Raw genomic sequence first — 12,183 nt, 5'->3', positions numbered from 1 at the left:
GGAGGCGCCTTCGAGCGTGAGGGTGATGTGGGTAGCATTGGCGTCCAGCATGCCTTGAATTCCGTCCATTGAATAAGCAGGGGACGGATGTTGCAGGATTAGCCGACCTCGTACAACCCGAAAATGCCGTAGGCAATTCCCGTCCCACGGGTAGGGAATTCCCCTAGGACGGGTGTTTCGCCCAATGAAAACGGGCACTTTCACACGACGCATCGCCATTGCTCGGCTGGTCACGGCGGGCCGGGTACTCAAGAACAACCAGTCAGTTTCAGACTAAAGTCGTCTTTGGCCCGTCAAAGCCATCTGCCATCATTGCCGTTCACCCCTGCGTTTTCACTTCCTCCCGGTTCATCGCTGATCCGGGACGGGAGTTATTTTTTCGGCTGATTGCGCCCCCGCGCAGAAGCTGTCTGGTTGGAGTTTTACATGCGTCCCCCATTTCTTCCCATCACCCCGCGTCCGTCATTGGGCTTCGGTGCCCTGGTGCTGTGCGCCGGTTTCAGCGCACAGGTTCAGGCCAACGGTTTTCTCGAAGACACCACGGCGAAGATCGAATCGCGCACGGTTTATTTCAACCGCGATTTCCGTGATGGGCATACCTCCAATGATCAGGGCGCGTCCAAGCGTGAAGAGTCAGCGCAGGGCTTCATTCTCAATCTGCAATCGGGCTACACCGAAGGCACGGTCGGCTTCGGTATCGATGCATTGGGCATGCTCGGATTCCAACTCGATTCCAGCCCGGATCGCAGCAACAGCGGCCTGTTGCCATCCAGCGGCGAGAACCCGCGCGGTTCGAAAGGCCAGTACGCGAAAATGGGTCTGACCGCCAAGGTGAAAGTCTCGGATACGGTGTTGAAATACGGTGCGCTGCTGCCGGATCTGCCGTTGCTCAAGTACAACGACGGCCGACTGCTGCCAACCATGTTCAACGGCGCAATGCTGACCTCCAAAGAGGTCAAGGACCTGACCTTCATGGCCGCGCGTCTGGACAAGTACACCGCGCGGGACTCCACGGATTCGCAAGACATCCGCGTGCATTGCAAGAACAAGCGCTACGCCTGCAACACCACTGCCGATCATTTCGACATGTACGGCCTGGACTACAAGATCAACGATCGCCTGACCGCGCAGTATCACTACGCGGAGCTGGAAGACATTTACCGTCAACACTTCGTGGGTCTGTTGGCCAATCAGCCGTTGGGCGACGGTGTATTGAAGGCGGATCTGCGCGTGCTGAAAAGTACCGACAGCGGTAACGCCCGCGCCGGCTCCATCGATAACCGTGCATTGAGCGGCCTGTTGTCTTACGGCGTCAGCGGCCACACCTTCAGCGCCGGCTGGCAGCGGATGAACGGCGACAACTCGATGCCGTACCTCGATGGCTCCAATCCGTATCTGGTCAACTATGTGCAGGTCAACGACTTCGCCGCCGCTCAGGAGCGTTCCTGGCAGCTGCGTTATGACTATGACTTCAAGGCGATCGGCATCAATGGCCTGAGCTTCCTCACCCGTTACGTCAACGGCGACCACATCAAGGTGCCGGGCAGTGAGCAGGAAGGGAGGGAGTGGGAACGTGACAGCGAGTTGAAGTACGTGATCCAGACCGGCACATTCAAGGACGTCAGCCTGCGTTTGCGCAATGCGACTTATCGCACCAACTACGAACAGTTTGCCCGGGATGTGGATGAGACCCGGTTGATTGTGAGTTACAACTTTTCAGTGTTGTAACCGGTCATTTTGCGCTGGCCGGGCCGTGCCTGGCGCCTTCGCGGGCTAGCCCGGCTCCCACATGCTTTGTGTGTGCCGCCATGCCTTTGTGGGAACCGTCGCACCGCCGGCTCCCACGCATCATCACAGCCAATGCCAGAACCGGCTCCACCAGCCGCGATTGAGGTCGTCCTTGCAGCCTGCGTATTGCTGGCCGTAGACGTTGGAGCGGTTCTGCACCTTGCCGGCGGTGGTCATCAGCCACGCTTTGCTGGCGTAGGTCTTGTTGCGATAACCGCCCCAGCCTTCGTGGTAGTTGAGGTACTGGCGGTAGGCGTCGTACTTGTAGACGCCGTTGATCGAGGTGGTCTTGTCCATGTACCAGCCCACGAAGTCGATGGCATCGTCGAAGTCTTCGCGGTCGGCGCCATGTCGGCCGGTGCTTTTCTGGTAGTCGGACCAGACTTCATCCTTGGCCTGGGCGTAGCCCGAGGCGGTCGATACCCGGCCCCAGGGGATGACCCACAGCAGGTATTTGCGCGGCGTCTTGGCGTCGTAGCGGTAGCCGGACTCCTGATACATGATCGCGAACGGCACCTGGATCGGTACGCCCCAGCGCTTCTGCGTGACTTGCGCGGCGTCATACCAGTCGCTTTTTTCGCGGAAAATCTCGCAGATGTTTTCCGGCGAACGCGGCGGTGAAGTGCCGCATCCGCTCAATAGCGCCGCCAGTATCAAGAGTCCAACCGTTCTTCCTGAATTCAAAAGCCGTCATTCCGTCATGCGAGAAAGGGCCGGCATTCTACGCGCTCAGGTCAATTGGTGACGATAGGGCAAATCCGGACCTGTTTTGCTGCAGGTGAGCGCGGCGGCCTGCACGGCGAACCTGAGCATGCCGTCGATCTGCTCGCGGCTCAGGTGCTGTACGCCTTCGACCGAGTCCAGTCCGTGCTCGGTCAGCCAGGTAATCAGCGCGGCCTGGAAGGTGTCGCCCGCGCCGACGGTATCGGCGATCTTCACCGCACTGGCCGGCACCGACCACGAACCATGGGCACGACTGAACACCGTCGCACCTTCACCGCCACGGGTCAGGAACACCACCTGACAACGATGCTCCAGCCAGCCTTCGATGACCCGCTGCGGATCCTGCTCGGGGTACAGCAGGCTCAGGTCCTCGTCGCTGACCTTGATCAGATCCGCCAGTTGCACCAGCGTGGCGATCCGCTCGCGCCACAGTTCGATGTTCGGCTCGGGGTTGAGGCGCACGTTCGGGTCGAGGCTGATCAGGCGTTTGCCGCTTTCACGCCGGACCAGCGCGAGCAGGGTGTCGGCAATCGGCTGCACCACCAGCGAGTACGAGCCGATGTGCAGGCCGCGCACGTCGCTGCCCAATGTTGGCAGATGCGCCAGGCTCAGTTGCCGATCGGCGCAACCTTCGCCCCGGAAGCTGTAATGCGGCGAGCCATTGGCGCCCACCGCGACCATTGCCAGGGTGGTCGGTGCGGCGAAGTCGAGCAGGTAGTCCGGTCGCACGCCTTCTTCCTGCAGCACCTTCTGCAGGCGTCGGCCGAGGTAGTCGGTGGACAGCCCGGCGAGCAGCGCCGAGTCCACGCCCAGGCGGCGCAAACCCACCGCGACGTTGAACGGCGAACCACCGGCAATCGCCTTGAAATTGACTTTCGATGCCAGGCCGCTGGCATCGTCTTCGCTGAAGAAATCGAACAGGGCTTCGCCACACACCAGGTACATAGTTGTTTGCTCTTTATAAGGTTGCGACATGCTGTCGATAGCGTTCATAGGCCTGCTCGAAGGCCGCGACACTGGCGGCAACCGGCAGGGTTTCACTGTTCGGGTCGAGCTTCACGCAGCGCTCGCACAGGTCGGCCAGGGTGTCTTCGTGGCCGTTCGACCAGGATTTGCACCACGCCGCCTGAATCGCCGCGCCGAGGGCGGCGGCTTCGCTTTGTTCGGTGCAGATCACCGGGGTGTTCATGATGTCGGCGACGATCTGCCGCCACACCGCGCTTTTCGAACCACCGCCGGTCAGGCAGATGCTGCGGCTTTGTAAACCATTCTGGCGCAACAGATCCAGTCCATAACGCAAACCGAAGGTGGTGCCCTCGACGGCGGCTCGACACAGGTTGGCCTGAGTCAGGTTGTCGAGGGTCAGGCCGTGCAGGCTGCCGGTGGCATGGGGCAGGGCGGGCACCCGCTCGCCGTTGAGGAACGGCAGCATGCTCACGCCTTCGGCCCCGATCGGGGCTTGGGCCACCAGGGCGTTGAACTGTTCGAGATCGAGGTTGAACAGGTCGCGGATCGCACCGGTGGCGTTGGTCAGGTTCATGGTGCAGATCAGCGGCAGCCAGCCGCCGCTGGAGGAGCAGAAGGTTGCGACCGAAGCATCCGGGCTGACCTTCGGCGCCTCGGCGTAGGCGTACACCGTGCCGGAGGAACCGAGGCTCATGGTGATCGCGCCCGGCTGAATATTGCCGGTGCCGATGGCGCCCATCATGTTGTCGCCGCCCCCGCTGGAAACCACGGCATTGCGGTTGAGGCCCAGGTGCTCGGCAATCGCCGGCAGGATCGTGCCCACCGGTTGATGGGCGTCGATCAGCTCCGGCAGCGCCGCTTGCAGGCGTCCGCTGGGGTCGATGTCGCGCAGCAGTTGCAGATCCCATTGCCGGGTGCGGACGTTGAAGTAACCGGTGCCGGAGGCGTCGCCGTATTCGCTGCAACTGCGGCCGGTGAGCCAGAAGTTGAGGTAGTCGTGGGGTAGCAGAATCCGCGCGATCCGAGAGAACACGGCGGGGTGCTGCTCCTTGGTCCAGAGCAGTTTGGACAGGGTGTAGCCCGGCGCGATGACCACGCCGAGGCGATCCAGCGAACCGCTTTCACCGCCCAGATGGGTGAGCAGGCGATCGTTTTCCGCCGTGGTTTCGGTGTCGCACCAGAGTTTCGCCGGGCGCAGCACCTGGCCTTGGTCATCGAGCAGTACCAGACCGTGTTGCTGGCCGGAGACGCCGATGCCGAGGATCGACTGGCCATCGACGCTCGCTGCGAGCAAGGCGCGGCGGGTGGCGAGGGCGAAGGCTTGCAGCCACTGGTGGGTGTCCTGTTCGCGGCGGCCGTTGGCGCCGCTGATCATCGTGTGTTCGGCGGCGCCCAGGCCGAGGACCTGGCCGCTGGCGGCGTCGAGAATGATCGCCTTGGTGCCCTGGGTGCCGCAGTCAATACCCAGGAAGAGTTGTTGGTTGTTCATGAGTGAACCTGTCTGATTCCGTGAAGATCAAGAGCCCCTCACCCCGACCCTCTCCCTAAGGGAGAGGGGGAAAGGGAGCAGATCTCGATGCTTTTCAAGTTTTAAGTTCGACTCCGGACTTTCAGGTCGGTGTAGCGCCAGAGAACACTTCGGTCAGTTCCCTCTCCCCCCGGAGAGGGCCAGGGTGAGGGGCTTTCAGGCCAGAATACGCTCGAGCGTCCGTGTCACGCCTTCTTCCCGCAAACTGGTCAGGCACCACTCAAACGCCGCCACAAACTCTTTCGAACGCGGTATCGCCACCCCGAAAATCTCCTCAACCCCCAGCAAACGTTCAGTGATCAGCGCATCCTCCGCCACCAACGCCTGACAGAACGCCGCCCGAGGATCCGGAATCGAGTAAGTGTCGCCATTCTCATCCACACCCTTCAGATACAGCGCCCAGGCCGCCACCACCAACGCCGCACGTTTGGTCTCCCGCCCATCGGCAATCAGTCGGTTGATCGTCGGGATGGTGAACTTGGGAAACTTCGACGAACCATCGGAACACACCCGCTCAAGTTGATCGGCAATCGCCTGATTGGAGAACCGCGCCACCAGCGTGTTCTTGTACTCGGTCAGGTCGATGCCCGGCACCGACGCCAGTTGCGGGGTCACGTCCAGGTCCATGTAAGCCCGCATGTAACGCACGAACAGCGGGTCGCTCATGGTCTCGTGGACGAAGCGGTAACCCTTGAGAAACCCCAGATACGTCAGCGCCAGGTGACTGCCGTTGAGCAGTTTGATTTTCATCTCTTCGTAGGGCGAGACGTCGTCGGTGAATTGCACGCCGACCTTTTCCCAGGCCGGGCGACCGTTGACGAATTTGTCTTCCAGCACCCACTGCACGAACGGCTCGCAGACCACCGGCCAGGCGTCGTCCACCGCATGCTTGTCCGCCAGTTGCAGGCGGTGTGCAGTGCTGGTCATCGGGGTGATGCGGTCGACCATGGCGTTGGGGAAGCTGACGTTGGCGTCGATCCAGTCGCGCAGGTCAGCATCGCGCAGGGTGGCGAATGCCAGCAGGGCCTTGCGGGTGACAGAGCCGTTGTGCGGCAGGTTATCGCAGGACATCAGCGTGAACGCCGGAATGCCCGCCGCACGCCGCTTCGCCAGCGCTGCGCAGAGGAAACCGAAGACGGTTTTCGGCGCATCCGGGTGGGCCAGGTCGTGCTGGATCTGTGGCAAGTGAGCCATGAATTCGCCGTTGCTGTCGTCGATGCAATAGCCGCCCTCGGTGATGGTCAGCGAGACGATGCGGATCTGCGGATCGGCGAGTTTGTCGATCAGCGCCTGGGCGCTGTCTTCGGCCAGCAGCATGTCGCGGATGGCGCCGATGACGCGCACTTCGGTGGCGTCGCTGTCGCCGAGTTCGAACAGGGTGAACAGGTAGTCCTGTTCTTTGAGATCGTCTCGGGCACGGCGATCTTCGGCGCGCAGGCCGACACCGCAGATCGCCCAGTCCAGCGCCTCGCCGGTGTTCATCAGGGCGTCGGTGTAATACGCCTGATGCGCGCGATGGAAGCCGCCGACGCCGATGTGCGCGATGCCCTGGCGGGTGTCACTGAGGCTGTAGGCCGGCAGCTGCACTTCGGCGGCGAGTCGGTGGAGGTTCTGTTTGTTCAGTTTCATGGGGCAAGTCTCGGAAAAATCAGGCCGCAGCACGCAGCGGGCGGGTCAGCGCAACGCCTTCGGCATCGAACAGATGGCAATGGCTGGCGTCCAGGTGCAGGTTCAATTGCTCGCCGTAACGGCTCGCCAGGTCGCCGCGTACGCGCATGGTCAGGGCTTCGCCGGCGTTGGTCTTGACGTGGCAGAAGGTGTCGCTGCCCAGGCGTTCGCTGACGTCGGCGGTGACTTGCAGACTGCAGTCGCCCGGCTGCGCCAGTTCCAGATGTTCCGGGCGGATGCCGAGGGTCACGGCGCTGCCGACGCTCAGGTTCGAGGCGTTGAATGGCAGGGTGATGCGGGTGCCGGCGTCCAGCGAGACTTCACAGCTCTGGCCGTCGATGCGGGCGATCTTGCCTTTGAGGAAGCCCATTTTCGGCGTGCCGAGGAAGCCTGCGACAAACAGGTTGGCCGGGTTGTGATACAGGTCCAGCGGCGAGCCGACCTGCTCGATTTTGCCGCCATTGAGCACGACGACCTTGTCGGCCATGGTCATCGCTTCGACCTGGTCGTGGGTCACGTAGATCATGGTCGCGTGCAGGTCTTTGTGCAGGCGCAGCAACTCAAGGCGCATCTGCACCCGCAGGGCGGCGTCGAGGTTGGACAGCGGTTCGTCGAACAGGAAAATTTTCGGATTGCGCACGATCGCCCGGCCGATGGCCACACGCTGACGCTGGCCGCCGGACAACTGTTTCGGCTTGCGCTCGAGCATCGGCCCCAGTTCGAGAATGCGCGCCGCTTCGCCGACTTTCTTCTCGACTTCGGCTTTCGGCACGCCCGCCAGATCGAGGGCGAACGACATGTTCTTTTTCACGGTCATGTGCGGGTACAGGGCGTAGGTCTGGAAGACCATCGCCAGGTCGCGCTTGGCCGGGCTGACTTCGGTGATGTCGCGGCCGTCCAGTTCGATGGTGCCGCCGCTGACTTCTTCAAGGCCGGCGATCAGGCGCAGCAGGGTGGATTTGCCGCAGCCCGACGGGCCGACGAACACCACGAACTCCTTGTCGTTCACTTCAAGGTCGATGCCCTTGATGATGGAAAAGCCTTCGAAGCCTTTTTGCAGATTCTTGATTTTCAGGTTGGCCATGGTGGCGCTCCTCATGCGAATTCTTATTTGACGGCGCCGAACGACAGGCCGCGCACCAGTTGTTTCTGGCTGATCCAGCCGAAGATCAGGATCGGCGCGCAAGCCAGGGTCGAGACGGCCGACAACTTGGCCCAGAACAACCCTTCAGGGCTTGAGTACGAGGCGATCAGCGCGGTCAGTGGCGCGGCTTTCGATGAGGTCAGGTTCAGCGACCAGAAGGCCTCGTTCCAGCACAGGATCAGCGACAGCAGCACGGTCGAAGCCAGTCCGCCCTTGGCAATCGGCAGCAGCACCCGGAGCATTTCCTGCCACAGGGTCGCGCCGTCGAGGCGGGCGGCTTCGAGGATGTCTTTGGGGATGTCCTTGAAGTAGGTGTAAATCATCCAGACCACGATCGGCAGGTTGATCAGCGTGTAGATCACGATCAGCGCGATGCGTGTGTCGAGCAGGCCGAAACTCTTGGCCAGCAGGTAGATCGGCATCAGCACGCCCACCGGCGGCAGCATCTTGGTCGAGAGCATCCACAGCAGCGTGCCCTTGGTGCGCTGGGTTTCGTAGAACGCCATGGAGTAGGCCGCCGGCACCGCGATCAGCAGGCACAGGGCGGTGGCGCTGAAGGAAATCACCACCGAGTTCCAGGCGAAGCTGAAGTAGTCGCTGCGCTCGTTGATGTGCAGGTAGTTCTCCAGCGTCGGCGTGAAGATGAACTGCGGCGGCGTGGCGAAGGCGTCGATTTCGGTCTTGAAGCTGGTCAGCACCATCCAGAAGATCGGGAAGAAAATCACGACCGCGATGGCCCAGGCCAGGGTGCCGGTCAGCAGGCTTTGCAGACGACGGGATTGTTGAAGAGTCATGGCAGGCCTCAGGCTTTGTCAGTCAGGTTTTTGCCGATCATCCGCACCAGAATGATCGCGGCGATGTTGGCGATGACCACGGCGATCAGGCCGCCCGCCGAGGCCATGCCGACGTCGAACTGCACCAGCGCCTGGTTGTAGATCAGGTAGGCGAGGTTGGTCGAGGCGTAGCCGGGGCCGCCGTTGGTGGTGGTGAAAATCTCGGCGAACACCGACAGCAGGAAGATCGTCTCGATCATCACCACCACCGCGATCGGTCGTGCCAGATGCGGCAGGGTCAGGTGCCAGAAGATCGCGATCGGGCCGGCGCCATCGAGGCGGGCGGCTTCTTTCTGTTCCTGGTCGAGGGACTGCATGGCGGTCATCAGGATCAGGATCGCGAAGGGCAGCCACTGCCACGAGACAATGATGATGATCGACAGCAGCGGGTAGTGAGCCAGCCAGTCCACGGGTTGCGCGCCGAACAGCTTCCAGATGTAGGCAAGGATTCCCGACACCGGATGGAAGATCAGGTTTTTCCAGATCAGCGCACCGACGGTGGGCATGATGAAGAACGGCGAAATCAGCATCACCCTTACGATCCCGCGACCGAGGAACTCGCTGGCCTCAAGCAACGCACTGATGAGCACACCGAACACCACGCTGATCAACAGCACGCTGCCCACCAGCAACAAGGTGTTTGTAGCGCCGGGCAGGAACCCGGAGTCGGTCAGGAAGTAGGTGAAGTTGTCCAGCCCGACGAACTCGTTTTCACCGGGGTAGAGCAGGTTGTAGCGGATCATCGAGAAGTAGACGGTCATGCCCAGCGGCACGATCATCCACAGCAGCAACAGGGCCACCGAGGGGCTGACCAGAAACCAGCCCGGATTGGCCACGCGGACTTTGCGTTGTGGCCGGGACAGGTCGATGTGGGCTTTGGCAGTTGAAGTATTCATGGCGGTAACCGATTGGCGACAGACAAATGAAGAGCCGTTTTTGTGGGAGCAGGCTTGCTCGCGAAGGCGGCATCAGCGACGGGTGTATGGGCTGATACGACGCTTTCGCGGGCGAGCCCGCTCCCACTGGAGGCAGGAGCGGACTGCGTGAGTTACTTGGGGTAACCGGCGCGCTTCATCTCGCGTTCGGTGGTTTGTTGCGCGGCGCTCAGGGCCTGGTCGACGCTGGTCTGGCCGATCAGCGCCGCCGAGAACAGTTTGCCGACCTGGGTGCCCACGGCCTGGAACTCAGGAATGGTCACCAGTTGAATGCCGATGTAAGGCACCGGCTTGAGGGTCGGTTTGCTCGGGTCGGCAGCCTTGAGCGATTCCAGCGTGACCTTGGCGAACGGCGCGGCGTTCATGTAGGCGTCGCTGTAGGTCGAGGCGCGGGTGCCTGGCGGTACGTTGGCGATCCCGTCCTTCTCGGCGACCAGTGCGCCGTACTCTTTGGAGGTGGCCCAGGCGCTGAACTCCCTGGCGGCGTCCTTGGCTTTAGAGCTGGTCGGAATCGCCAGTGCCCAGGAATACAGCCACGCCGAACCTTTGTCCGTGACCTGATGCGGCGCAAAGGTGAAACCGACGTGATCGGCGACCTTGCTCTGCGACTTGTCGGTGACGAACGAGCCAGCGACGCTGGCATCGACCCAGATCGCGCACTTGCCGCTGTTGAACAGCGCCAGGTTCTCGTTGAAGCCGTTGCTGGACGCGCCCGGCGGGCCGGATTTCTTCATGGTGTCGACGTAGAAATTCAGCGCGTTTTTCCACCCGGGTCCACTGAATTCCGGTTTCCACTGCTCATCGAACCAGCGCGCGCCGTAGGCATTGGCGATGGTGGTGATCAACGCGATGTTTTCACCCCAACCGGCCTTGCCGCGCAGGCAGATGCCGTATTGTTCTTTGTCCGGGTGATTGAGTTTGCCGGCGAATTCGGCGATCTGTTCCCAGGTCGGACGCTCGGGCATGGTCAGGCCGGCGTCCTTGAACAGGTCGGTGCGGTAATAGGTCATCGAGCTTTCGGCATAGAACGGCAGGGCGTACAGCGATCCCTTGACCGACAGGCCCTCGCGCACCGACGGGAATACATCGTCGAGCGCATAACTGGCCGGCAGATCCTTCATCGGCTCCAGCCAGCCCTTGGCTCCCCAGAGTGCAGCTTCGTACATGCCGATGGTCAAGACGTCGAACTGGCCGCCCTGGGTGGCGATGTCGGTGGTCAGACGCTGGCGCAGGACGTTTTCTTCCAGCACCACCCAATTGAGCTTGATGTCCGGATGCTCGGTCTCGAAGGCTTTCGAGAGCTTTTGCATGCGGATCATGTCGCTGTTGTTGACGGTGGCGATGGTCAGGGTCTGGGCGCCAAGGCTGACGCTGCTGAGGGTCATGCAGGTGAGGGCAAGCAGAGCTTTTGCAGTGGGTTGCATCGTGCACTCCTTTTCTGCACCCAGGGGGGACAGAAGGACAGTTATTGTTTTTGTGTCTTCCGGGGCAGGAAGAATGTGCACTGATTACAACCTTCAATCGCGGGGCAGACAAATCATCCCTAGCACTTTGATCGATACTTTTTTGCACTGAGGTTTTGCTGGAGGAGCGCAGGGAAAGGGTTTTCAGCGGTGGAGGGGGATCGAATACGTACAGGTTTCTGGTTCAGCCGAGGTTCTGCTCGGTCAACCGCTGCACCACCAGCCGCCGGTAATGCGAAGGCGTCATCCCCTTGAGCTGCTGAAAGCGCCGGTTGAAGTTGGAAATGTTGTTGAACCCCGACTCGAAACACACGTCGGTCACCGGTTTGTCGCCATCGGCCAGCAACTCGCAGGATTTGCTGATGCGCAGCCGGTTGACGAATTCGATGAAGTTGCGCCCCGTGGCCTGCTTGAATACGCGGCTGAAGTAGGTGGGTTTCATGCCCAGGTGCTCGGCGACTTCTTCCAGCGGCAGTTCCCGGGCGTAGTGGGCAAAGATGTAATCCACCGCGCGGTTGGTGCGGTCGACGTTGTGATCGTCGGCCAATTGTTCGGTAGTGGCGCCGGACAGCAATTGATAGTCGTCGCTGGCCGCGAGCAGTTCCATGAGGATGAAAAAATGCCCGAGGCGGGTGATGCCCCGGGAATCGGCAATGCGCTGCATCAGGGTCATGGCCTGGCGGATGGTGCGCTTGCAGCGAAATTCAATGCCGTACTGCGCGCGTTCGAGCAGCGGCGCCAGGCTCTTGAGTTCGGCGAACACCTGATGGCCACTTTCGAACAGCTCATCGGTGAAGTTGACCAGCATGTCGCGCTTTTCCACGACCTCGTCTTCGGCGACCTGACTGATCCAGTTGTGCGGCAGGTTGGGGCCGGTGAGGAACAGGGTTTCGGGGTAGAAGTTGCCGATGTAGTCGCCGATGAACACCTTGCCGGAGCTGGCGACGATCAGGTGCAGCTCGTATTCCTTGTGAAAGTGCCAGCGCACCAGCGGACACGGAAAACCGTGCTGGCGGTAGATGATGGACAACCCGTTGTGGTCATCCATCAACTCGTAGGAGGGGTCGGTCACGCGAGCGGTTCGAGTCATGGCAGGGCGCTTCGGCTGTTATCGCCGACCGATCATGCCTCTTTA

Annotated in this window: 10 protein-coding genes; 1 reads left to right on the top strand and 9 read right to left on the bottom strand. The window is 61.4% G+C overall.

What is annotated here, in order from left to right:
• Window positions 1-426 precede the first annotated feature (426 nt).
• Window positions 427-1,728, top strand: a complete 1,302-nt coding sequence (locus KVQ74_RS12125; protein WP_217831312.1) for an OprD family porin — start codon at window positions 427-429, stop codon at window positions 1,726-1,728.
• A gap of 123 nt (window positions 1,729-1,851) precedes the next feature.
• On the opposite strand, the gene KVQ74_RS12120 is transcribed toward KVQ74_RS12125, so the two are convergent.
• The 9 genes from KVQ74_RS12120 to KVQ74_RS12080 form a co-directional block, all read right to left on the bottom strand.
• On the bottom strand, window positions 1,852-2,472 hold the full coding sequence (locus tag KVQ74_RS12120; RefSeq protein ID WP_217831311.1) for a transglycosylase SLT domain-containing protein: 621 nt from the start codon (window positions 2,470-2,472) through the stop codon (window positions 1,852-1,854).
• Between the two features lie 45 nt (window positions 2,473-2,517).
• On the bottom strand, window positions 2,518-3,456 hold the full coding sequence (locus KVQ74_RS12115) for a carbohydrate kinase family protein (RefSeq protein WP_217831310.1): 939 nt from the start codon (window positions 3,454-3,456) through the stop codon (window positions 2,518-2,520).
• 13 nt (window positions 3,457-3,469) lie between these two features.
• A complete protein-coding gene (xylB, locus tag KVQ74_RS12110) occupies window positions 3,470-4,966 on the bottom strand; it encodes a xylulokinase (RefSeq protein ID WP_217831309.1) in 1,497 nt (498 codons plus the stop codon).
• A gap of 195 nt (window positions 4,967-5,161) precedes the next feature.
• Window positions 5,162-6,634: a mannitol dehydrogenase family protein gene (locus KVQ74_RS12105; protein WP_217831308.1), complete on the bottom strand. Its 1,473-nt coding sequence runs from the start codon at window positions 6,632-6,634 to the stop codon at window positions 5,162-5,164.
• 19 nt (window positions 6,635-6,653) lie between these two features.
• Entirely contained in the window at window positions 6,654-7,757 is a 1,104-nt protein-coding gene (locus KVQ74_RS12100) for an ABC transporter ATP-binding protein (protein ID WP_217831307.1), read from the bottom strand.
• A 23-nt stretch (window positions 7,758-7,780) separates the two neighbouring features.
• Window positions 7,781-8,611, bottom strand: coding sequence for a carbohydrate ABC transporter permease (locus KVQ74_RS12095; protein ID WP_217831306.1), 831 nt, complete (start codon window positions 8,609-8,611; stop codon window positions 7,781-7,783).
• An 8-nt stretch (window positions 8,612-8,619) separates the two neighbouring features.
• Window positions 8,620-9,546, bottom strand: coding sequence for a carbohydrate ABC transporter permease (locus KVQ74_RS12090; RefSeq protein ID WP_217831305.1), 927 nt, complete (start codon window positions 9,544-9,546; stop codon window positions 8,620-8,622).
• 152 nt (window positions 9,547-9,698) lie between these two features.
• Complete coding sequence (locus KVQ74_RS12085) at window positions 9,699-11,009, bottom strand: ABC transporter substrate-binding protein (RefSeq protein WP_217831304.1); 1,311 nt, start codon at window positions 11,007-11,009, stop codon at window positions 9,699-9,701.
• A 223-nt stretch (window positions 11,010-11,232) separates the two neighbouring features.
• On the bottom strand, window positions 11,233-12,138 hold the full coding sequence (locus tag KVQ74_RS12080) for an AraC family transcriptional regulator (RefSeq protein WP_217831303.1): 906 nt from the start codon (window positions 12,136-12,138) through the stop codon (window positions 11,233-11,235).
• Window positions 12,139-12,183 lie beyond the last annotated feature (45 nt).

The sequence above is a fragment of the Pseudomonas botevensis genome (assembly GCF_019145475.1).
Classification (GTDB): Bacteria; Pseudomonadota; Gammaproteobacteria; order Pseudomonadales; family Pseudomonadaceae; genus Aquipseudomonas; species Aquipseudomonas botevensis.
Note: the sequence above shows the minus strand (reverse complement) of the source record. Positions and strands in the feature narration are given on the sequence as shown.